This window comes from Niastella sp. (genome assembly GCF_045805085.1).
Classification (GTDB): Bacteria; Bacteroidota; Bacteroidia; order Chitinophagales; family Chitinophagaceae; genus Niastella.
In genome coordinates this window covers 1-23,313 of sequence record NZ_JBJMLX010000068.1, presented here as the reverse complement: position 1 = coordinate 23,313, position 23,313 = coordinate 1, and the positions used below count along the sequence as shown (strand labels likewise).

General features: G+C 44.9%; 21 protein-coding genes and 1 pseudogene. 16 read left to right on the top strand and 6 right to left on the bottom strand.

The features are described 5' to 3' along the window. The first annotated feature begins 30 nt into the window (after positions 1-30). Genes ACJ751_RS03120 through ACJ751_RS03095 form a run of 6 tightly spaced genes read left to right on the top strand, consistent with a single transcriptional unit; the run spans position 31 to position 7,000 of the window. Positions 31-1,530 carry a B12-binding domain-containing radical SAM protein gene (locus ACJ751_RS03120; RefSeq protein WP_407743913.1) on the top strand — a complete coding sequence of 500 codons (1,500 nt, stop codon included), beginning with the start codon at positions 31-33 and terminating at the stop codon, positions 1,528-1,530. After that, positions 1,530-2,198: a methyltransferase gene (locus ACJ751_RS03115; RefSeq protein WP_407743912.1), complete on the top strand. Its 669-nt coding sequence runs from the start codon at positions 1,530-1,532 to the stop codon at positions 2,196-2,198. The genes ACJ751_RS03120 and ACJ751_RS03115 overlap by 1 nt, the downstream gene beginning before the upstream one ends. A 51-nt stretch (positions 2,199-2,249) precedes the next feature. Further along, positions 2,250-3,296 carry a radical SAM protein gene (locus ACJ751_RS03110; protein ID WP_407743911.1) on the top strand — a complete coding sequence of 349 codons (1,047 nt, stop codon included), beginning with the start codon at positions 2,250-2,252 and terminating at the stop codon, positions 3,294-3,296. Positions 3,297-3,313: 17 nt separating this feature from the next. Next, positions 3,314-4,777, top strand: a complete 1,464-nt coding sequence (locus ACJ751_RS03105; RefSeq protein WP_407743910.1) for a B12-binding domain-containing radical SAM protein — start codon at positions 3,314-3,316, stop codon at positions 4,775-4,777. Next, positions 4,770-5,579 carry a class I SAM-dependent methyltransferase gene (locus tag ACJ751_RS03100; RefSeq protein WP_407743909.1) on the top strand — a complete coding sequence of 270 codons (810 nt, stop codon included), beginning with the start codon at positions 4,770-4,772 and terminating at the stop codon, positions 5,577-5,579. The genes ACJ751_RS03105 and ACJ751_RS03100 overlap by 8 nt, the downstream gene beginning before the upstream one ends. After that, positions 5,576-7,000 (top strand): B12-binding domain-containing radical SAM protein, encoded by a 1,425-nt coding sequence (locus tag ACJ751_RS03095; RefSeq protein WP_407743908.1) that lies wholly within the window; start codon positions 5,576-5,578, stop codon positions 6,998-7,000. The genes ACJ751_RS03100 and ACJ751_RS03095 overlap by 4 nt, the downstream gene beginning before the upstream one ends. 40 nt (positions 7,001-7,040) lie before the next feature. On the opposite strand, the gene ACJ751_RS03090 is transcribed toward ACJ751_RS03095, so the two are convergent. Continuing rightward, positions 7,041-7,952, bottom strand: a complete 912-nt coding sequence (locus tag ACJ751_RS03090) for a hypothetical protein (RefSeq protein WP_407743907.1) — start codon at positions 7,950-7,952, stop codon at positions 7,041-7,043. Positions 7,953-8,017: 65 nt separating this feature from the next. Here ACJ751_RS03090 and ACJ751_RS03085 point away from each other — a divergent pair, with 65 nt between their 5' ends. The 5 genes from ACJ751_RS03085 (at position 8,018) to ACJ751_RS03065 (ending at position 11,777) form a co-directional block, all read left to right on the top strand. Continuing rightward, entirely contained in the window at positions 8,018-8,827 is an 810-nt protein-coding gene (locus ACJ751_RS03085; RefSeq protein ID WP_407743906.1) for a sugar transferase, read from the top strand. 179 nt (positions 8,828-9,006) lie between these two features. Continuing rightward, positions 9,007-9,555, top strand: coding sequence for a YceD family protein (locus ACJ751_RS03080; RefSeq protein ID WP_407743905.1), 549 nt, complete (start codon positions 9,007-9,009; stop codon positions 9,553-9,555). Positions 9,556-9,587: 32 nt separating this feature from the next. Further along, entirely contained in the window at positions 9,588-9,770 is a 183-nt protein-coding gene (rpmF, locus tag ACJ751_RS03075) for a 50S ribosomal protein L32 (RefSeq protein WP_014220516.1), read from the top strand. Positions 9,771-9,833: 63 nt separating this feature from the next. Continuing rightward, the gene (plsX, locus tag ACJ751_RS03070) at positions 9,834-10,778 is read left to right on the top strand and encodes a phosphate acyltransferase PlsX (protein ID WP_407743904.1); all 945 of its coding nucleotides are present in this window, start codon (positions 9,834-9,836) and stop codon (positions 10,776-10,778) included. Between the two features lie 69 nt (positions 10,779-10,847). Further along, positions 10,848-11,777 carry a CPBP family intramembrane glutamic endopeptidase gene (locus tag ACJ751_RS03065; protein ID WP_407743903.1) on the top strand — a complete coding sequence of 310 codons (930 nt, stop codon included), beginning with the start codon at positions 10,848-10,850 and terminating at the stop codon, positions 11,775-11,777. Between the two features lie 13 nt (positions 11,778-11,790). On the opposite strand, the gene ACJ751_RS03060 is transcribed toward ACJ751_RS03065, so the two are convergent. From ACJ751_RS03060 to ACJ751_RS03045, 4 genes are all read right to left on the bottom strand, one after another. Then, positions 11,791-12,000, bottom strand: a complete 210-nt coding sequence (locus ACJ751_RS03060; protein ID WP_407743902.1) for a hypothetical protein — start codon at positions 11,998-12,000, stop codon at positions 11,791-11,793. Positions 12,001-12,887: 887 nt separating this feature from the next. Beyond that, positions 12,888-13,604 carry a DUF4397 domain-containing protein gene (locus ACJ751_RS03055; protein WP_407743901.1) on the bottom strand — a complete coding sequence of 239 codons (717 nt, stop codon included), beginning with the start codon at positions 13,602-13,604 and terminating at the stop codon, positions 12,888-12,890. 230 nt (positions 13,605-13,834) lie between these two features. After that, the gene (locus ACJ751_RS03050; protein WP_407743900.1) at positions 13,835-15,391 is read right to left on the bottom strand and encodes a DUF6600 domain-containing protein; all 1,557 of its coding nucleotides are present in this window, start codon (positions 15,389-15,391) and stop codon (positions 13,835-13,837) included. Positions 15,392-15,599: 208 nt separating this feature from the next. Further along, on the bottom strand, positions 15,600-16,514 hold the full coding sequence (locus tag ACJ751_RS03045) for a polysaccharide deacetylase family protein (protein ID WP_407743899.1): 915 nt from the start codon (positions 16,512-16,514) through the stop codon (positions 15,600-15,602). 314 nt (positions 16,515-16,828) lie between these two features. Here ACJ751_RS03045 and ACJ751_RS03040 point away from each other — a divergent pair, with 314 nt between their 5' ends. The 3 genes from ACJ751_RS03040 to ACJ751_RS03030 are packed head-to-tail and all read left to right on the top strand — an operon-like array spanning position 16,829 to position 19,818. Continuing rightward, a complete protein-coding gene (locus ACJ751_RS03040; protein ID WP_407743898.1) occupies positions 16,829-17,476 on the top strand; it encodes a J domain-containing protein in 648 nt (215 codons plus the stop codon). Between the two features lie 36 nt (positions 17,477-17,512). Next, complete coding sequence (locus tag ACJ751_RS03035; RefSeq protein ID WP_407743897.1) at positions 17,513-19,261, top strand: amidohydrolase family protein; 1,749 nt, start codon at positions 17,513-17,515, stop codon at positions 19,259-19,261. A 2-nt stretch (positions 19,262-19,263) separates the two neighbouring features. Further along, complete coding sequence (locus ACJ751_RS03030) at positions 19,264-19,818, top strand: thioredoxin family protein (RefSeq protein WP_407743896.1); 555 nt, start codon at positions 19,264-19,266, stop codon at positions 19,816-19,818. Positions 19,819-19,826: 8 nt separating this feature from the next. Here ACJ751_RS03030 and ACJ751_RS03025 read toward each other — a convergent pair whose 3' ends face one another. Then, positions 19,827-20,414, bottom strand: coding sequence for a methyltransferase family protein (locus tag ACJ751_RS03025; protein ID WP_407743895.1), 588 nt, complete (start codon positions 20,412-20,414; stop codon positions 19,827-19,829). 218 nt (positions 20,415-20,632) lie between these two features. Between ACJ751_RS03025 and ACJ751_RS03020 the strand changes: the two genes are divergently transcribed. Both ACJ751_RS03020 and ACJ751_RS03015 read left to right on the top strand, forming a co-directional pair. Then, entirely contained in the window at positions 20,633-22,516 is a 1,884-nt protein-coding gene (locus ACJ751_RS03020) for an ABC-F family ATP-binding cassette domain-containing protein (RefSeq protein WP_407743894.1), read from the top strand. A gap of 226 nt (positions 22,517-22,742) precedes the next feature. Further along, positions 22,743-23,313, top strand: a pseudogene (locus ACJ751_RS03015) (hypothetical protein); the annotation flags it as partial.

Below are 23,313 nucleotides of genomic sequence, written 5' to 3'. Positions count from 1 at the left end.
TTCTCAATGACCTGAATGGTCCGGTAAAAAATGAATAAAGTATTACTATTCAACCCAAGAAGTGCAAGAAGCAAACCCAGGATCCCCAATTCCATTCTTTCCATAGCCGCCGCTCTTGAAGGATTACATGAGTATGCGATCGTTGACGGAAACCTGGAAACGGATCCCTGGCTTAAAATAAACAGCTATCTGGCTACCGGTCAGTTCAAATTCTTTGGCTGCACCTGTATGCCTGGTCCGCAACTGCGGCAGGCCATTCCCATTTCAAAGCAAATTCGGGAACAATATCCGGAGGTCAGGATCATCTGGGGTGGTTACTTTCCATCCAATCAACCCAAGGTGGTGCTGCACTCCGGCTTTGTAGATTTTGTTGTAAATGGTCCTGGTGAAAAATGTTTACCCGCCCTGCTGAAGGCGTTGGAAAATGGCGACAACTGGACCACCATTCCCAATCTTATTTATAAAGGCGAAGAAGGAATCGTTAAAACAGGCAAGGATGAATTGTACGACCAGGATGCGCTGCCTTCTCTGCCCTACGAAACCCTGAACAACTTTTACCCGTTAAAACGTTATTTAGGCAAAACCTACCTGGGCACCCGCACCATTGCCTATCATAGCAGTATGGGCTGTCCGTTCAAATGTTCCTTTTGTGCAGTAGTGCCAATTTACAATGCGCGTTGGCGGGGTAAAAGCGCGCAACTGATTTACAAGGATATTAAATACCTGAAGGATAAACACGGCGGCAACGCTATCGAGTTTCACGACAACAACTTCTTTGTTTCGGAAAAACGCACGGTTGAATTCTCCCAACTCATTCACCCCGAAAATATGATCTGGTGGGGGGAAGGCAGAATTGATACTATCGATAAATACTCCGATAAATCGCTGGAGATAATGCGGGAATCAGGCTGCAAAATGATCTTCTTTGGCGCTGAAACCGGCAACGATGAAATTCTGAAAAAGATGGACAAAGGCGGTACGCAAAGCAGTGCCCAGATCAGGGCTTTTGCGGGACGGATGGCCAAATTTGATATCATTCCTGAATACTCTTTTGTACTGGGCACACCAGGCGATAACACTGAGCAGGTAATGAAACAAATTGACCAGGATATTGCCTTCATTAAAGAGATCAAAAGCATCAATCCAAAAACCGAAATTATTATTTACCTGTACAGTCCGGTCCCTACCGAAGGTTCAGATATGTATAAGAAAGTACTGGAGAGTGGTTTTCACTTTCCGGAAAAGCTCGAAGACTGGATCAGTCCGCACTGGGAAAATTTTGATTTACGCAAGAACCCGTTAACGCCCTGGTTAACACCCGAAATGATTGACAAGATAAAAGATTTTGAAACCGTGCTGAACAGCTATTACCCTACTGTTTCTGACATCAGATTATCGGCATTCAAACGCGGCATTATGCGCAGCTTGTCGGCCGTTCGGTACAAAACCGGTTTATACTGGAAACCATATGAATTAAAAGTGCTGCAGTTATTGTGGAAATACCGGCAACCTGAAATTGAAGGATTCTAATGCGACGAGCCATTAAACAGTTAACAACCCGTTTATACAAACCGCTGCTGGTAAAATACCTGTCGGCCACCCGCCTGTATACGTACAAGGGTATCCGACTGGTGATACCGCCGGCTGTTTTTCACCCGGGCTTTTTCTTTAGTACCCGGTTACTGTTGCGATATATCGCATCGCTTCCGTTGAAAAATAAATTATTCCTGGAACTGGGAGCAGGCAGCGGTTTAATAGCCATGTATGCCGCCCGGCAAGGCGCCAATGGAACGGCCACCGACATTAATCCTGTGGCCATTCATTCATTGGAGATGAATGCACGCAGCAACCGGATTCCGCTGACCATTATAAGATCTGACCTGTTTACCGATATTCCGCAACAGGCGTTTGATATCATTGCCATCAATCCGCCTTATTATAAAAAGCAACCACAAACTGTGGCAGAATATGCCTGGTATTGTGGGGAGCAGGGTGAATATTTTCAGCAATTGTTCAGCGGGTTACATCATTATATACACGCACAGTCGGTTGTATTAATGGTATTGTGCGATGGCTGCGATATAGAAATGATTAAAAGTATGGCGGGAGCTAATGGGTTCTATTTGAATATCGTATTAACAAAAAAGAACTGGGTGGAAACGAATTTTATTTTCAGAGTTGACCAGTTAACGAGTTGACGGTTTCACGATTCACGATTCATCATCGTCCTTTGCCATTCACGATAACAAATGATCACTAAAAAACTATATCATACTTACCAGCGTTACCGCACTTTGCAGACGGATGTCATCTCGGCATTGCCGATAGCTATCCTGATGCCGCACAGCGCCTGCAACTGCCGTTGCGTTATGTGCGATATCTGGAAGGATAATAAAAACCTGAAACAACTCACCGGGCAGGATATCACCGGTTTGCTGGGCACGTTTAAAAAGCTGGGTACGCGGGTAGTGGTTATGTCGGGCGGGGAAGCTTTGTTGAATGCCAACTTTTTCCGGTTCTGTGAAATATTGAAAAAGGAAGGGATTGCCATTACACTTTTATCTACCGGGATTGCCCTGGAGAAAAAAGTGGATCAATTGCTGGAATGGGTGAGCGAAATTATTGTTTCACTCGATGGCGATGAAACCCTGCACGACAACATCAGGCAACTACCAGGCGCTTTTCAAAAAATGCACCGGGGTGTGCAATTGATCAAAAACATAAATCCGAAGTTTCGCATCACCGCCCGTACGGTTATTCACCGCCTGAATTATCAGCACTGGATCCCCATCGTGAACTGCGCCATGGAAATGGGGCTCGATCAAATAAGCTTTTTACCAGCCGACGTAAGCAGTAATGCTTTTAACCGCGCCACCGCCTGGGACAACGACCGGCAGCAGGAAGTGCTGGTGCATGAGACAGAATTACCGGCCTTGCAATCGGCCGTACAGGAATTAATCAGCTATCACAAAACGGCCATTGAAGAAAGATTCATTGCCGAGCCGGCGGAGAAATTGCATAAGATCTACGGTTACTATGCGGCGTTTTATGGCAGGAATCCATTTCCGTATAAAAAATGTAATGCACCCTGGGTATCAACAGTGATTGAAGCAGATGGAACCGTTCGTCCCTGCTTTTTTCACGATCCCATTGGCAATATCCGCCAACAAAACCTGGAGACCATCATAAACAGCCAGGCTGCGATCGCATTCAGAAAGGGTTTGGATATGGATAAGAACGATACCTGTGTGAAATGTGTGTGCTATTTGAATTTACCACCGAGAATGGAACTATGAACTGACAACGGACAATCATGAACAACAAGATATTATTTTCTCATTCATATTTTTTAAGGTTCGACCCAAAACAATGGGCTACCGGGCAACCTTATGCCCCGTTGGGTACTTTATTCGCCGCTGCCCTGATGCGTGAGAACGGCTATACCGTTTCTTTATTCGACACCATGTTTGCGCACACGGCGCAGGATGTTCAACCTGCCATTGATGAGCAGTCGCCCAACTTTTTTGTGCTTTACGATGATGGATTCAACTACCTTACCAAGATGTGTTTGACCAACATGCGGGAGGCGGCGTTCGAGATGATGAAACTGGCCAAAGCAAAAGGTTGTACCGTGATCGTATCCAGTTCAGACAGTACCGATCATTTCGAAGAATATCTTTCCGAAGGCGCCGACTTTGTAATTATTGGCGAAGCAGAAATGACCTTGCTCGAACTGGTTCAGGCCATCAATAATAACACAACTAATTTTCAACACATAGCAGGACTGGCATTTTTCCATGATAACGAGGTTACCAGGACTCCAAAGCGCATCGTAATGAAAGACCTGGATGCACTACCCCAACCTGCCTGGGACCTGGTTGATTTGGCGCCTTACCGCGCGATGTGGTTAAAAAGCTCCGGTTATTTTTCGTTGAACATCGCTACCACCCGTGGTTGTCCGTTCAAATGTAACTGGTGCGCCAAACCCATTTACGGCAATCGTTACAATGCGCGTTCACCGGAGAAAGTGGTGGAAGAATTAAAAATGCTGAAGTCAACATTCGCTTTCGATCATATCTGGTTCAGCGATGACATCTTTGGATTGAAACCTGGCTGGGTACACGCCTTTGCCAATTTGATAGAAAAGGAACAATTGACATTCCGGTTCAAGATCCAGGCGCGGGCCGATCTGTTGTTGGAAGAGAATACCATCAAAGACCTGGCGCGCGCCGGTTGTCATAATATCTGGATGGGCGCCGAAAGCGGTTCGCAAAAGATACTCGACGCCATGGACAAAGGCACCACGGTTGAACAGATTTACCAGGCTACTACCCTGCTGAAAAAGAATGGCATTAATCCTTCTTTCTTTATACAATTTGGTTACCCCGGCGAAACCCGTGAGGACATTGCCAAAACCATTCGCATGATCAAGGACCTGTTGCCCTACGAAATGGGCATCTCGATCTCCTATCCTTTGCCCGGTACGCTGTTTCATGAACGCGTAAAGGCTGAGCTTACGCAAAAAGCCAATTGGACGGATTCTGATGAACTGTTGCTAATGTTCCGCAATACTTATCCGCCCCGGTATTATAAAAAACTGCATCGCTATGTACACCATGTTTTTCGCAAACAACAAGGCTGGGTAGCTTTACGCAATGCGGTAAAAAACCCTTTTACTGTTTCACGTACTGATTTTAAAAAGATAGCATCCGCCTGTTTGCATATGCCATCGCTGTTGGTTGAACGGATGCAATTAAACCGGTATGCACATGAATAAAGCAGCCACCTTTAATGTACTGGCAGGCACTTACGATGCTGCGTTTACGGAGAGCCTTATTGGCCACGCGCAACGCCGTGTCAGTCAAAAATGGTTGCAACCGCTGCTGGCCAGTAAACCTGCCATGCAGTTGCTCGAGATCAATTGCGGCACAGGCGCCGATGCGTGCTGGATGGCCAGCCTGAGTCATTCGGTGATAGCGACCGACGGCTCGCCCGCTATGATCGACAAAGCCCAACAAAAAACGGCTGTAATAAATTTATTCGCTAAGCCCACTTTTCAAACCTGTTCATTTGATGCATTGCAGGCTACATTTCAAAACCAGCAGTTCGATGCCATTATTTCCAATTTTGCCGGTTTGAATTGTGTATCACCCGCAGACATGAAAAAACTGTCGGTACAATTACAATCGTTGATACGACCCGGTGGTTACTTAGCCGTGGTATTGTTTGGTAAATACTGTTTTTGGGATAGCTTTTATTACCTGTTGAAAGGCCAGCCCCGGCAGGCATTCAGACGATGGACGAATAAAGAAGTTTTGGTGCAATTATCACCAGGCGTGCAACAACCGGTTTATTATTATTCCATAAAAGCATTTAAACGGTTGTTGTCACCCATGCAATTGATTGAAAAAAAACCGGTGGGTGTAAGCATTCCGCCCTCGTGGCTGGAAGCCTACATGCAACAACACCCGCGCCTGTTTCATTCGCTGGTACAATGGGAAGAAAAATTAGCCGGCGCCTCCCTGTTCACCAGCTTGGCCGATCACGCATTTCTGTTATTTAAAAAAGAAGCCAAATGAGGATCCTGCTAACACATGGATATTTTATAGAAGAAGACCCCAAGGAACAAGCCATTATGCGGCCCTATGTTCCACTGGGCATCCTGTATATTTCTGCCTACCTGGAACAAAATGGCTATGATAACGAGGTATTCGACAGTACTTTTTCTTCCTTCTCTACATTGTGCGCACAGCTACAGCAGCAACGCCCGCATGTGGTGGGCGTTTATACCAACCTGATGACGAAGCTGAATGTACTGCGCATTATTAGTTATATAAAAAGCCAGCCCGAATTACAACATACCAAAATTGTGCTGGGCGGACCTGAAGTAAGGAACCACGCTATTAAGTTCCTGGAACATGGCGCTGATTTTATTGCATCCGGCGAAGGCGAACAAACCATGTTGGAGCTGGTTCAATATGTAGAGGGCACTTTTACCGGTACGCTTACAGATATCGAAGGCGTATCTTTCCTTGACCCCGAAAAAGGATTACAACAAAATAAAGAACGCACCAAGGTAAAGAACCTCGATGTATTGCCCATGCCTAACCGGCGCAAAGTAAACCTGTCGTTGTACTTTGATGCGTGGAAAGGGCGCCATGGCACCAGCACCGTTTCCATAAGCACCATGCGGGGCTGCCCTTACAGCTGTAAATGGTGCAGCCGCGCCGTATACGGACAAAGCTACCGGCGCAGGACTCCGGCCAAAGTGGCTGATGAAATTGCCTATATAAAAGCCAACTATAATGTTGACAGCCTCTGGTTTGTTGATGATGTATTTACAATAAGCCATCAATGGCTGGAACAGTTCACCAACGAAATGACCATCCGCAACCTGGTAACTCCTTTTGAATGCATTACCCGGGCCGACAGGTTGAATGAAGAGGTTATCATCAATTTAAAAAAGAGTGGTTGTTTTCGGGTATGGATAGGTGCCGAGAGCGGTTCACAAAAAATAATCGATCTAATGGACCGCCGCGTGGAAGTGGAGCAGGTTCAAAAAATGATCCAACTGGCCCGCAAACATGGCATGCAGGCAGGCACCTTTATTATGGTAGGCTATCCCGGCGAAACAAAAGAAGATATCTACGCCACCGTACAGCATTTAAAAAATGCCGATCCCGACCTGTTTACCATTACAGTTGCTTACCCAATAAAAGGAACACCGTTGTATGCTGAGGTGGAAGATCGCTTTGTGACCAGCCTGCCATGGGAAAGCAGCACCGACCGCGATATTGATTTTACCAGAACCTATAACAGGAAATACTACGACTATGCCATTCAAATGATCAATTACGAAGTGAATTACCACAAGGCATTGAAGAGACCCGTAGCCAATTTATTCAAGCTGACCAAACTTAAACTTCGCTCAACGTTAGCCAAGGGACATATGTGGATGGAGGAAAGGCGGAAGGTTAGTTTTAACGAGTTGACCGGTTGACGAGTTAACGTGTTAACATGTTAATTGGTCAACTCATAATCTAAGAATTAACCGCAGTTGGCTGATTGGTCAGTTTCTTCTCAAGAGCATCAAGAACTTTTCGTTGAAAGAATTCAGGATTAGGTTTCGAAAAATGTTTCCCCGTATGTAACCCCATCCGAATACCGTGCGAATTCGTTTTCTTCAATTGTTCTTTCTTTAACCATCGGCGGGTAGTAACGCGCATCAGCCAGTTATCTAAACTATTTCCTGCTTTATTATCGAGCAACCATTCTACGGTTCTTTTAACCCAGCCCGATCTGGCCAGCACTATCGACTCTTTACTCACCGGCTGATTGGGAAAATAGCTGCCGGCCCAATTGTTTTGATCATAAAACCGGTCCATAGTACCATTGCCGCAAACCGGCTTAAGGGTAATCAGCTCGGTAGCGGTAAATATATTTTGTTCGTCAATGCACAATGCTTCTTCATCGATATAATAATTCATGCAATAGAAATGCTGATGCCCGGTAATAAATGTCAGTTTCTTGAACAGGTGCATCAGGGTACGGGCAAGCCACAATCTGTTAGCCCGCGTGATAATAAAAAAATCTATGTCGGTGTTTTGGTCGGCAAAATTCTTTGACAATGATCCCGAAATGCCAATGCCCCGCACAAAAGGAAACCTGAATAAAAATCCACCAACTTTATACCCCGTAGTCAACAATTTGCCGGCTTTATGGTTACCATTAGTCCTTCTTGCACGCAAAGAGGGATCCTGCTGCAAGGAATAAAAGCTACCCATACGAAACACCCGGTTATCGTCAACCAGTTGTTGCAGGGTTAGCAATACATCATCCCTGGACCCGGTTTGATCGAGGAAATGATGTATTTCGTCCAGTGTAAGCGGGTAATTAAAAATATCAAAATAAGCTAGTGCCTTTATGATACTTTGCTCGTATTGTACAGCCATGCAATAGAGTATTGTGATTAAGCAACTGTATTAATGTAGTAACCGTATACTGTAATAAGAATACTATGATTCGTGAAAAAAGGTTGCCTTTGTTGAAAAGGACCGTTCTTCGGAAATATATTGATGGCAAAAGAGGCTATTTCCTTTGCAAACGGATACTCGATGTATTGTTTGCATCGGTAATAATAATAACTGTGTTGAGCTGGTTATTGCCATTGCTGGCTTTGTTAATAAAACTTAGCTCAGAAGGCCCTGTATTCTTTTTGCAAAAACGTACCGGTCGTGGGGGAAAATCATTCACCTGTTACAAATTGCGCACCCTGGCATATAACCCGCCAGCCCATACTAAACCTATGGATGTGGGGGAGGAAACGGCGACGCCGCTGGGGCGGTTCCTGCGGCATTCGAATCTCGATGAGCTGCCCCAGTTTTTTAATGTACTGGCCGGCCATATGACCCTGGTTGGCCCCCGCCCACATATGCATGCCGATTGCAATGCGTTTGCCGCCCTTATTCCCCAATACAAATTCCGCAACCTGGTAAAACCGGGCATAACCGGGCTGGCCCAGGTAAAAGGGTATCATGGAAAGGTCATTACCCGGGAGTGTATATATAAAAGGTATGAATGGGATGCCTGGTATGTACAATATGCCAGTTTTTGGCTGGATCTTAAAATTATCGCCATTACCGCAGGACAAACCGTTTTGGCCGTGTTAGGAAACAGAAAAAAGAAACGGCCTGCTCCACTTGTGGTCATGGGAGAAGGAATTGCGATAAATCGTGAAATCCCGACAAGCAGGGACGGGTTGTCAACCGTGAAATCCCGACAAGTGGGGACAAGCAGTGAAATGAAAGTCGGCCAGGCTGAATCGTGAAACGTGAAATCCCAATAACTGCATAACTTTCACCCTTTTACAGTAATTTTGTAGTAAAACAAGGGGATCCTGGGTAGCATTCTGAACAGATGCCAGATGTTTTTGGTATTTTTTTGCATTTAGCTTTACCTGTTTGCCTGAGAATCCCTACCTTTGCAAACTCTTTAAAAGGGTAGTTCATGAACAGCCGACGGAATTACGATATAGCTTTTGTAGGACTGAAACCAGGCAATCATGAATTTGAATATACCATCGACGATAAGTTCTTTGTAGAGTACCAGGAGCAGGACTTCCGCCATTGCACGGCTCACGTAAAACTGACGCTGGAAAAGCAAAATGGCTTTATGCTACTGAAATTTGAAGTAGGTGGCAAACTGGAAGTTATCTGTGACCGCTGTGGTAATAATCTGCCACTGGAATTGTGGGACGAGTTCAACATTGTTGTAAAAATTGTGGACGAACCGGATGTAATGAATGAACAGGAGGAAGATCCCGATGTTTATTACATCTCAAAAGGCGAAAGCCATTTGCACATAGCCGACTGGATATATGAATTCATAAACCTGAGTATTCCTATGCAACGGATGTGTGCAGATGATGAAATGGGCGGACCACACTGTAATAAAGAAGTGCTGGAAATGCTCAGAAATCTGGAAGAACAAAAACAACCATCCGCCAATCCCTTATGGAAAGGGTTGGAAAAGTTTAAAGATCTGGAAGACAATTGATTATTTTTTTTTGAAGTTATAAATTTGAGTGTATGCCTAATCCAAAACGGAGACATTCCCAACAACGGGGTGCTAAAAGAAGAACACACTATAAGGCTGAAAAAGTAACCTTAAGCAAAGACAGCACTACAGGTGAAACGCATGTACGCCATCGCGCTCACGTGAGTGAAGGCAAATTATATTATAAAGGAAAAGTAGTTATGGAAAAGGCTTAATTAATTTAAGCCCTTTTTTTGATTTACTTTATTATTATAACATAATAAGCCTCGTTGCCGGAAATGACTATCTGTTTAGACATGATGGGCGGAGACTTTGCACCATTGGAGGCTGTAAAGGGTGTCCGCGATTACCTGACAGAAGCTGCTAATCCGGCTCTGTTGTTTCTAGTGGGTGATGAAGCGCAGATAAATCCATTACTGCAGCAGTTTGAAATACCAGCCGATAAGGTTAAGGTAATTCACGCCCCCCAGGTAATTGAGTATAACGAATCTCCTACCAAAGCGCTGAAAGAAAAGCAGCAATCGTCGATCGCTGTGGGCTTTCACTTGCTGGCTACAGGAAAAGCGGACGCATTTATCAGCGCCGGCAATACCGGAGCCATGCTGGTGGGTGCTATGTATAGCATTAAACCCATGGAAGGCGTTCAGAGGCCTACTATTTCTACCCTTATTCCAAAAGACAACGGAAACACCGGTCTGTTGCTCGATGTTGGCCTTAATGCCGACTGTAAACCAGAGCACCTGAACCAGTTTGCCCTGCTGGGTTCGCTGTATGCGAAGCACATTCTGGGCATTGACAATCCGCGTGTTGCATTGCTGAATATTGGGGAGGAAGAAGGCAAGGGCAACCTGCTGGCGCAAAGTACCTATCCCCTGCTGAAAGAAAATGATCAGATCAATTTCACAGGCAATGTGGAAGGCCGCGATGTGTTTCTCGATAAAGCCGATGTGGTAGTTTGTGATGGATTTACCGGAAATGTGATCCTTAAAATGGCCGAGTCTATTTACGAGATCACTCACCGGAAAGAGATAAAACATGAGTACCTCGAACGCTTTAATTTTGAATTGTATGGCGGAACCCCGGTACTTGGCGTTGCCAAACCCGTGATCATTGCCCATGGCATTTCCAAAGCCAAAGCATTTGTTGCCATGATAAACCTGGCTCAGAAAATGATCGCCACCGACCTGATGGGCAAAATGAAAGCCAGTTTCGAATCGAAATAATCCTTCCCCCTTCAACATATTGTAATACCCCGACCACAACGTCGGGGTATTTTTATTTACCTTTCTTCTATGAACGAGATCATTGGTTACCTGCGGAATTACCTTCAATCCATCAACCGCTCCGTTTTTCTGTTTACCACCCTTTTGGTAGCCATTGCTATTACCTGTAATTATACCCTCCGCATAGAACCGGCTATTGTTGCACTCTCAACCTGGCCCCTGCGCATTGCGGGGTTCTTTATGCTGTTTGGGTTTATTTTTTCTGCCGCCTGGGTGCTGCAATTCCTGGTTTCTCCTGCTACCATTCCCAATGACCGGATCTTTTTTGTGTTGCTGCTGTTGGCGCCGGCCATTTTTGCCATTAAGATCACTTTTGGCGAAGTAGCCAGTTACCTTACAGCACATTTTCCCTACCCCTGGAACCAATACTGGAATAAGGTGCTCGACTGGCCCTTAAAACTGCTGGCTGTAGCCATACCGGTCATTGCCCTGTGGCGACTGGGCCGTTTTGAAGGCCCGGTGGCCGGCGTACAGGCCAGGGGCTTTAAGGTAAGACCATATTTTTTATTACTGCTGGCCATGGTGCCACTGATCGCTTTTGCAGCCACGCAAAACGATTTTTTGAATACGTATCCCAAGGTGCAACGCATTGATAATATAGCCCAATACGTGCAGCATCCCCTTCCCTGGAATGGGTTGTATGAACTTTCCTATGGGATTGACTTTGTAACTATTGAATTTTTCTTTCGCGGATTTCTGGTGCTTGCGTTTGCCCGTTTGGCCGGTAAACATGCCATATTACCGGTTGCGGCCTTCTACTGCTCCATTCATTTTGGAAAACCTTTGTTCGAATGTATCACCTCTTATTTCGGCGGCATCATTCTGGGAGCTGTAGTATACAATACACGTAGTATCTGGGGAGGATTAATAGTACACCTGGGTATTGCCTGGCTCATGGAACTGGCAGGTTACCTGGGGCATGTTTATAAAGGCTGGTAAAAAATCGTGATAACTACAGTAAAGCCAGATCAGACTGTTTCATATAAGCACAAAAAGGATATTCCTGCGCAATGGCATTCAAACGTGTTATTGTTTCTTCACTGGGGGGAGTAGGAAATGTTTTTTCCAACAAGAGTTTTTCGGCGTTTTTAGCGCTTTCGAAGGTGTGGCGGGTTGAAGTGCTGCTCGTAGCAGAAACCAAATTGAAAGTTTTCTTTTTCATGCACAAAATTTACAAGTAGTGATAAAATGTAATTAATCAGGCTTTCCTTGGATACGTACGCTACTTTAAAAATCAGAACAGCTAATTCATTAGGCAAGAAAAAGAGAGACTCGTTAATCGTTCATTCAAATGGCTAGCAGAAAAATGTAAGAAAAGAAGAATATATAGCAATAAATTCGATCTATTCAAAGATAGATCAAATTTGCCGAAACTGGAAGTTTTTAACAAAAAAACCACCGGTTTCTTGTAGAAAAATACCGCAATAGGGAATTATACTTATCAAAATTACCGCTATTGCTTCCAAAAATCATAATGGATCGTGGTCTTTCTGTCTATAGCAAACGCAAAATGGGTATTGCTTTCCCAATCGGTTCAGTCGATTGATCGTTTCCTCTGTCGGTGGAGGAACGGCATTAATTAAATTTTCAACTAATGTTGTAGAGTTATTCTTAATTCTGTTTGCACGGCGTGCAGATCTTCTTGTAATAACGGGCAACTCCAATGCAGGAGAATAAATGGTTGCCGATGATTTTTTCATACGTTCAATACTTTTGAATGTTATCAGATGGTGGTCCCAATAAAAAATATGTATGGCTCTTTAGGCCTTGAAGAAACTTGCTACCGATCAAACACTGTAATAACCAAAAGGTTCACTGAGTACAGATATTGTAAGCGAGATGGATGAGACTTAACATTTCTGTAGTAAAATTCCTGATTTAAGGTCGTAAAAACAGGGTTACAAAGTTATATAAAAATTAATTCTTTTCCTAATGCTATCCAAATAATTTATATGGGTTGAATAAAAAAATTACGCCTGATGATAACTGAAAGATCATCAGGCGTAACATAAAAAATCTTTATAAACAGTGCGTTATTAGTAAAGCAACTTAATCAACAGATTGCAGGTAATCAATACCAATTGCATTAACGCCGGTTCCACCTTTTCTACCTCTTAAATAAATAGTGAAGGCGTTAAAGGGAGAAAGGTTAACTGAATTCAATGTGGCGATCACAGAATCGACACCCGATTTCTTTACAGTCACATTAACAGTAGCTGGCGTAATACCTGAAAACTGGTTATACGAACTTGAGTAAACATTATCGGCATAGCTGCGACCTGAAGACACAAGGGTATTATCAAAATACAGATCCACATCGTCCAATTCAGGGGCCAGATGAAAAAACCTGAAGAATGATTTGTCATTGGTAAGCACGCTGTAATTATCAGCAATTTTGACAGCGCCTACATGCATAGAATCGATGTTGTACAACAACAAGGTGGCATATTCAGATGAATCGTATATGCTGCTGCTCAAGGAGGCTACAACGCTATCGCCACCAGCTTTTTTAAAGCCGATCGCATACACGCCTGGGTCCAGGGCAGAATAAGAACTGGCAACTGTGCCCGCATTGATCGCAGAGGATGCCTTTTTATCATTAAAATAAACTTCAACAGCCGGAGCCCAGGGCGCCAGATGCAGGAGTGAGATATAAGTTTTGGGGGCGGCTGTGGAACTTGCGGTATTTTTTATACAACCATTCAACCCTACCGATACAAAAGCCAGTATTCCCAATACCCAAAAAGCATTTTTTCTTACTTGCACAGTTTTCATTTTTAGTTAACAAAATTTGATTGTGGTTCCTAGTTGCAGATGCTTGAAATTGTCGCTATCAGACCACAAATTTACCAATTAGTTTAGCCTGATATATCGATTTTCTGACCATTATGACAAATAACCAGCTACTTACGTTGCACCTTGTTATGCCTAATAACTGATTATAAAGCCAAAAGGGCCCGAAGGCCCTTTTATAACTGAAAAAAAAATGTTTTTTATTAATTATGGCGCCAGCCGCCAAAATGGCCCCCGCCCTGCTGGTTATCACCACGATTTTGCTGTGGCTGAGACTGCTGCTGGGGTTGCTGTTGTTGCTGCTGCCGTTGATTACCAGGCTCGGTGTTACGCCGTTCAAATTGAGGCTGTTGCTGCTGAGGTTGCTGTTGTTGCTGTTGCCCGCGAAAACCCCGGAAACCACCACCCTGGTTATCAAATTGAGGCTGCTGCCGGCGTTGCTCAAACTGGCGCCGGTTATTTTCCGCATCCGCATTTCTTTGACGCATCATCTGTTCCTGTTGCTGACGGCGGTTATTTTCCTCATCTGCATTTCTTTGGCGCATCACCTGATCCTGTTGCTGGCGTCGGTTATTTTCCGCCTCCGCATTTCGTTGCCGCATCACCTGATCCTGTTGCTGGCGTCGGTTATTTTCCGCATCGGCATTTCTTTGACGCATCACCTGTTCCTGCTGTTGACGTTCTTCAAATTGACGACGGTTATTGGCATCATCATTTCTTTGCCGCATTACTTGTTCCTGTTGTTGACGTCTTTGTTCAAAAACCGACCCATTGTTTCCACCATTGTTTCTATCCCAGGTCCGGCCCTGGCCTCTGTCTTCCAACTGACGACGGTTATTGGCATCGTCATTTCTTTGCCGCATTACTTGTTCCTGTTGCTGGCGTCTTTGTTCAAAATTATCAGTGTTTCCACGGCGGTCGTTATTACCTCCAAATCGGTTACCGCGATTATCAGCTCCGTCATTACGTTGATCCCTGTTGAACCGTTGAAACCGGTCGGGTGCATAACGGTTGTTATCGCGATTCACCCGTGGGCGGTAAATAGCCACTTCATTATCGCGGAAATTGGTTCTGCCAGGTCTGTTGGCATCCCTGATGCTCACCGAACGGATGGATTGGCCGGTATACCGTTCCACCTCATGCCGGCCGGGGCCTGTTACATATACATTCCGTTCGCGGCGATAATTATTTATAATGGTGGTATTGTTAATGAAGACGGTATTTCGTTGCGCACCATAACAATGCTCATATACCCGCGGTGAAGCAATGTACTGCCGGTCAACAAAACACCAGTAGTTGCTGGGCGGAGAATAACTGCCAAACGAAAGGTTTACGCCCACACTGAACTGTGGTCCCAATGGCGCCCAGCCGTAATAATCACCGCCGCTGCGCCAGCAAACCCAGGCTGGCGACCAGTCATAGCCCGGCTCCCAAAGCCAGCCATAATAATCATCGTAAAACCAACGGCCGTAGTGAAAAGGCGCCCAGCCCCAGGAATAATCCGAGACCCACATCCATTCATATTCATCGGTCCAAACCCAGTGCCCGTTGGTGCTGTAAGGTCTGAAATCGGGGCCCGTATCGGGGCGCCAAACATATCCATATTCAGGGTAATCGATCCAGCTTCCATATGGCGACAGTTCATCGTAGAATATCTGGTATGAAACCTGCTCTTCCTGGGCAGTTGCTTTATTTTGAAGGCTGCCAAACAGTAATAACAAAAGTATTACCGGCATACTGATTATTGCAATTCGTTTCATTTAGTGTGTTTTAGAATACTTATTAAATTAGAACGAATACAATGCCAGGCGTTTAGGCGCTTACACCTTTTAATAATACTTTATGTGAAGGAAGCGATAAAACCGGGTTTTAACTAAACGGGTATGCAACTATTTGAAGGGGGCCCAAATAAAAATCGTCCCGACAGGGTCGGGACGACTGAATTTCTTACTGTATGTTGACCGGCGGTTAATTATAGTGAAAACCTTCGTGCATTGATTTATATAAAGATGCGGGTTTCATGGCAGGGACAATGATCCGGCGAATAGTGTATAATGGGTCCTGCTCATCGCGTTTCGAGTATAACTGGAACGCAGCGATCATGCCTCTTTTCTTTAACTCCGGGATAGCTTCATGATTCCACAAACCAAAAGGATAAGCAAAGTACTGGATCTTTTTACCGGTAATGGATTCCAGCAGTTTGGTTGGCTTTTCAATTTGAATTTCCCAATCCTTACCCTGGTATTTCTTTACGTTATGATGGTCCCAGGTATGTGAACCTATCACGTGGCCATTATCAGAAAGCTCTTTGATCTGCTCTTTGTTCATATAGTGTGGGCGGCCGATTGAAACGGTCATTACGAAGAACACGCCCTTATAACCATATTTATCCAACAGGGGCCTGGCTACTGTGTATTGGTCCAGATCAGTATCATCGAAAGTAAGCATCACCGGTTTTGACGGTAATGGCTTTCCTTCGTTCAGGTAGGCATATAACTGATCGGGAAGAATAGTATGATAACCGCTGTCGCTCAGCATTTTTATCTGATCGGCCAATGAAGCAGGCGGTATAATGTAATCCTTGGCTGATTTGGAATCAGTAGGCTTCCAGTCGCGAATCTGGTGGTAACATAAGATCGGAACTTCCGGACGGGCCAAAATGGTTTTGGGGTCAGCAACTTTCATCCCCTCAACCGATGGCATGGGTTCAGCATTTGCTGATTTGTCTTTACCAGATGTTGGATGTTCGGATGTGGAAGAGCCAATTGCATTGGCCACTTTAGCTGAAGGATTTTCGTGACAATTAGCTGCCATAAAGCAGAACAAAGCAATTGTCAGAATAGCTATCAATTCAGGTTTCGAGCGAAATGTGTGTGTCTTCATAGAATGGAGCAAACTTACGTAAAATAGGCATTGCATAAACGGGTAAAACCCCTTATTTGTTGTAGAATGTACGATACATACGCCACTTTTTTTGCACATATTTGGTAGACCTCTCAACCTTTGCAGTTTTTACTATGTATACGTATAAGTTACCCTATATTGATGGAGTGGAAATACCATTAACGGAACAATAACGCCTTCCAGGTTTCAGGTTCCAGGTTTAGCCTCCACTCTAGAACTAAATAACTGATTAACTTGCGGGCCTGGTTTCAGCGGCGAAGTATTGACCATTCACCATTGACCATTTACGATTCATGAACCAGGTAAAAGATTATTACAAAATACTGGAATTACCCACCACCGCGTCCTTGCAGGACATAAAGCGATCGTTTCGCCGGCTGGCCCAGCAATACCATCCCGACAAAAACGATGGTAGTCAAATGGCCGCCGCTCATTTCCGCGAAATACAGGAAGCTTACCAAACATTAAGCGATCCTAAAAAGCGGGAAGCCTATCATTACCAACGCTGGTATGTACGCAGTACCGGAAAATCATTTACCAGTGCACCCCTCACCCCCGCCCATATTTTACAGGAATGCCGTTTATTGCAAAAGTATGTAGCTTCCATGAACACATTCCATCTCCGGTACGATGCAGTAAGCCTGCACATTCGCGAACTGTTAACAGAGAACGCCATCGGGATGTTACGGGAACAAAAAGATGTAGCTGTTAACGACGCCATCATTCAAAGCGTGTTGACATCGGTTCAACCCTTACCCCGAAAATTCTTTATGCCCATTGCAGATCTGTTAATTCAACTGGCCGGTGACGATGCCACCGCCCGTGCAACCATTGAACAGGCGATCAGCAGTAAAAAACAACACCACATATGGGATAAATATAAATGGGTGTTGATGCTGGTTATTACCGCACTTATTTGCTGGTTCATTTACCATTTATAGCCCCTTCTGGTTTATCTTTATTGAAACTTCACTGGCATGAGAAAATACCTGTTGCTGGGCATCCTGCTTTATAGCTATTCCATCCTTCGTGCTCAAAAGGATACAGGCAATAAACGGTATGAACAACCGGCAACACCGGTTTGCATCACCCACGTTAATATAGTAAATGTAATTACACAAAAGATAGATGCCGATCAAACGGTTGTCATTGACAACAACCGCATTTCAACAGTTGGCGCCACCAAAAAAATAAAAGCGCCCGCCAATGCCCGGGTTATTGATGGAACCGGTAAATACCTGATGCCCGGCATGACCGATGCGCATATTCATTTCTTTCAAAGCGGTGGTTTATATACCCGGCCCGATGGGCTGAATCTGACGAGCGTATATCCTTATGAAAAAGACCAGCAATGGGTAAAAGATAACCGGGCCGATCTGATGGCGCGTTACCTGGCCTGCGGCATTACTACGGTTATTGATGTGGGTGGCCCTTTCAGCAATTATGCCATCCGCAGCCAGCTTGATACGACTATTCTTGCACCTAATGCGTTTGTGACCGGTCCGCTGATATCAACTTACCAGCCGCCGAACCTTGATAAAAACGACCCGCCCATTGTAAAAGTGAACAGCGAACAGGAAGCCCGTGACCTGGTGAAAAAACAATTGCCCTACAAACCTGATTTCATCAAGATCTGGTACATTGTGTTAGGCGATCAAAAACCTGAGACCACCTACCCTATTGTAAAAGCGGCTATAGAAGAAAGTCATGCCAACGGGTTAAAAGTAGCAGTGCATGCTACCCAGTATGAAACCGCTAAACTGGCGGTTCAGGCCGGCGCCGACATCCTGGTGCACAGCGTTGATGACATGCCCCTGGACAACGACATGCTGCAGCTGATGAAAAGCAGGAACATCGTATACATTCCCACCCTGATTGTTGTAGAAGGGTATCACCGCACGTTCACCCAGCAATTCGATTTTACTGCCCATGACCTCACTTACTCCAATCCCTTTATGCTGGGCAGCCTGCTCGATCTGCAACACCTGGGCGACAAAGCGCCCTTCGATTATCATACCATGCGCAGCCGGTTTCATATTCCAGCCAAAGAAGATACCACGATGGCCACCAACCTTAAACTCGCGCAACAAGCCGGTGTGTTAATTGTTTCAGGCACCGATGCCGGTAACATTGGTACCCAGCATGCCGCCTCTTATGGAAACGAACTGCTGGCCATGCAAAAAGCCGGGCTCACCAACTGGGAGATCATTCGCTCCGCTACTATCAACGCGGCCAAAGGTTTTGGAAAGGAAAAAGACCTGGGCAGTATTGAAAAAGGCAAGCTGGCCGATCTGTTGTTGCTGGATAGCGATCCCACCCGCAGCCTGCCCACTCCTGCCAGCATTCGCAGCATTTTTCATCATGGGGTAATTATACATCCGGAAAATTTAATACAATCCACTCCCGAAATGCTGGTTCAACAACAGGTAAATGGCTATAACCTTCGTAATATCGACGCTTTCCTGACGCCGTACAGCGACAGTGTGGTCATTTACGACATAAATGGCAAGGTGTTGATGAAGGGAAAACAGGAGATCCGGGAGGAATACGCTAAATATTTCAACAAAACGCCCGAATTGCATTGCCAGATCGTAAACCGAATGGTGATGGGCAACACCGTTGTTGACCAGGAAAAACTAACCAGCGCCAACCGTAAACCATCTGAAGGCATAGCTGTTTATAAAATAGAAGCTGGTAAAATTATAACTGTTCACTTTATAGAATAAATATGGCACGCACTCCTTCTGTTATGATACCACTGGGTGAAAAAGCACCCGGTTTTACATTACCTGATACAGTCAGTGGGAAAGATTTCTCGCTGGAAACAGCAAAAGGCGCCACCGCCACGGTGCTGATGTTCATCTGCAATCATTGCCCGTTTGTGAAACACGTAAATGCAGCATTGGTAAAACTCGGAAATGATTATAAAGATAAAGGCATCAGTTTTATTGCCATCAGCTCCAATGATGCAACCGCTTATCCCGAGGACGGACCCGAACAAATGAAACAGGTAGCTGAACAACAACAGTACCCCTTCCCTTATTTATACGATGAATCGCAGGAGGTAGCCAAAGCTTATGAAGCAGCCTGCACGCCCGATTTTTTTATTTATGACAGTAATCTGCTGTTGGCATATCGGGGGCAGCTCGATGATTCCCGCCCGGGTAACGGCAAACCCGTTTCGGGCGCAGCTATCCGTAATGCGCTGGACCATTTGATAGCAGGAAAACCCGTTCCTGCCGATCAAAAACCAAGTATCGGCTGCAATATCAAGTGGAAATGATAGGGTCCTTAAAGGCGAGGTAATAACATCGGCACCTGCTTTTTGTATGCTGTATATTTTTCACCAAACTGGGCTGTCAGTTTTTTTTCTTCCAGCCTGGCGCCCCAAACCGTATATATTGTAATAACCAGGCAGGCCAATAAATTTTTTACATACGGGAAAATAAAAAAGAAGCTCCAGAGGAACAACAGCGTACCGAAATACAAAGGATGGCGTACGTAGCGGTTCAATCCGCTCAATTCCAGGTCAGCTGGCGGTTGTTCTTTATAAAATACGCTGATGCCACTAAGTGAGAAAAAATACTTTCTTATCAACAGGCCCATAATAATCAATCCCGCCACCAACGGAATACATAACAATAATTTTACCCAAACCGGGGCTGCGTATATAAGCTGGCTTTGCAGGTAAACCTGGTACACCAGAATGGCAATAAGGGTAACCGCCGCAAATACCGAATAGGAAAAGGAATAATATTTATACTGTGGGCCCAGCCGCTGTTGCATCAGGCGTTTCCACCAGTTTGCCGCCAGCACACTATGTAAAATGCCAAAAAGCACCCAGAGCAGCACAAGGATAATATGACTTATTATAAACATATGGCTTGTTAAGTTACTGATTTAAATGCAAGGTTCAGGAGGGCAAAGGGCAGAGAACCGTCGCCGCAACCGGGACCCTGGACTTGAAACCACGAACTAACAAACTCAATAACTTACGAACTTAATAACCTACGAACCAAATAACTAAAACTTAGAACAACAGAAGCTGAAACCTTTGAACTTTCAACTTTCAACTGAGAACTGTTTATCTTTGCGCCATGCATTATGTATCTGTAGAAGCACTCGGTAAGTCATTTGGTATAAAACCGTTATTTGAGAATATTTCATTTCATGTGGAAGAGGGCGATAAAATTGCGCTGGTTGCCAGGAATGGCAGTGGAAAAAGTACCCTGTTACGCATTCTTGCCGGCAAGGAAACAGCCGACAGCGGCACCACCTGGATCAATAAAGAAGTGACCGTTGCCTTGTTCGAGCAGGACCCCGTTTTTGATGAAAAAGGGACGATCCTGGATAATATTTTCTATCATAATCACCCGGTTATCAATGCCATACGGGAATTTGAGGCCATTAGCGAAGAGGGTGATCCCGATAAACTGACCGACGCCATTGTAAAAATGGATGACCTGGGCGCCTGGGATTTTGATGCCAAAGTAAAACAGATCCTGGCCAAACTAAACATCCATCACCTGAACCAGGCAGTAAATACCCTTTCGGGCGGGCAACGCAAACGGGTGGCCCTGGCCAAAACCCTCATCGATATCGGTTTTGACCATAAACACGTATTGCTGATCATGGACGAGCCCACCAACCACCTGGATGTTGAAATGGTGGAATGGTTGGAAAATTACCTCGACCAACAAAATGTAACCTTGTTATTAGTTACCCACGACCGCTACTTTTTGGATGCCGTAAGTGATGAGATCTGGGAAATAGACGGCAGCGATCTGTTTGTTTACAAGGGAGATTATCAAAACTACATTGAAAAAAAAGCGGCCCGCCAGGAAAGCGATGCCGCCAGTATAGATAAAGCCCGTAATACATATCGTAAGGAACTGGAGTGGATGCGCAAGCAACCCAAAGCCCGTACTACCAAAAGCAAAAGCCGCCAGGATAATTTTTATAAAGTAGAAGCCAAAGCCAAACAGCGTATGGATGAGGCTCAATTGGAACTACAGATGAAAATGAACCGGCTGGGCGGTAAAGTGATCGAACTGAAAAAGGTATACAAAAGCTTTGGTGAAAAACCGATCATGAAAGGGTTTGATTACACCTTTAAAAAGGGCGAACGTATTGGGGTGGTAGGAAAAAATGGCGTGGGCAAATCTACTTTTCTGAATATGCTGCAGGGCCTTGAACCGGCCGACAGCGGTAAGATCAATATTGGCGAAACAGTCATCTTTGGTAACTACTCCCAACAGGGACTGGTGATAAAGGAAGACATGCGGGTGATTGAATTTGTAAAAAACATTGCAGAAAGCTTTCCATTGGCCAGTGGTGGCGCCTTAAGCGCGGCTCAGTTCCTGCAATTATTCCTTTTTCCGCCCGAACAACAATACACGTATATTTCCAAACTTAGTGGTGGTGAAAAAAGACGGTTGCATTTATTGTCGATCCTGTTCCGCAATCCCAACTTTTTGATCCTCGATGAACCTACCAATGACCTTGACCTCCCTACCCTGGGCGTGCTGGAAAATTTCCTGACCGAATATCCTGGCTGTTTACTGATCGTTTCCCACGACCGGTATTTTATGGACCGTCTCGTTGATCACTTATTTGTTTTTGAAGGCGACGGCTTCATCCGTGATTTCCCGGGTAACTATTCTCAATACCGGTTATGGTTAAAGGATAAAGAAGAGGAGGGGAAAACCGACACCAAACCCATTAGGCAGGAAGAAAAAACGGCGCCGGTTAAGGAAGCTGAGAAAAAGAAGATGTCGTATAATGAAAAAAGAGAATTCGAACAAATACAGAAAGATATTGCCAAACTCGAAAAAGAAAAACAAACCATCACCGAACAAATGAACGACGGCTCCCTGCCCTTCGATCAGCTGCAACAGTTATCGGTTCGGATAAATGAGATTACGGGTTTGCTGGATGCGAAGGAGTTGCGTTGGTTAGAACTAAGTGAATTTGATGCGTAGTTAACAAGTGGATATAGTTCTCAGTTCTTAGTGCTGGATTCTAAGTTTAAGTTATTGGGTTCGTAGGTTCTTTAGTTTGTTAGTTCTTCACCTGCGAACTCAAGAACTAACGAACTTACGAACTAACAAACTTTGCCATTCACGATTCACCATCACCACTCAACATGGATTTCAACCAAAATCCAGTCTCTCTCTGTTATTTTTGAAGAAATACAAAAAGCACATTATGAGAAGAACGCTCCTGGTTATGGCTTTGGCGGCTTCCACAGCTGCCTCGGCGCAAAAGATCGCCGACCCTAAGCCATTTGCCAATACAATAACCCCAGACGACCTTAAGAAGCATTTGTACATCATAGCCGGCCCCGGTATGGAAGGCCGCGAAACGGCCACTGAAGGACAACGGAAAGCAGCTGCCTATATTGAAAACCAGTTTAAAACACTGGGATTACATCCCGGTAATAAAGGCAATTTTCAATTAGGTTATCCCATATACCAGGATTCAATTTCCAAAGCAGCTATAGAAGTGAACGGAAAGTCGTTTGCAATGTTCAACGACTTTATGATCAATCAATCGATGGCGCATACGAGCACTATCTTCTGCAATGAAGTTGTTTTTGCAGGGGCTGGCATCAGCGATAGTACCCACAACGATTTTAAAGATGTAGCAGGCAAAATTGTACTGATATTTCAGGCGCCGCCGCCATCAGCGCCAACCGGTGGTAGCTCCAGTGCCCGTAACCGCTCAAGGTTTGGTCCATACCAGGTTATGGAAGCTGCACTAAAAAATGGCGCTGCTG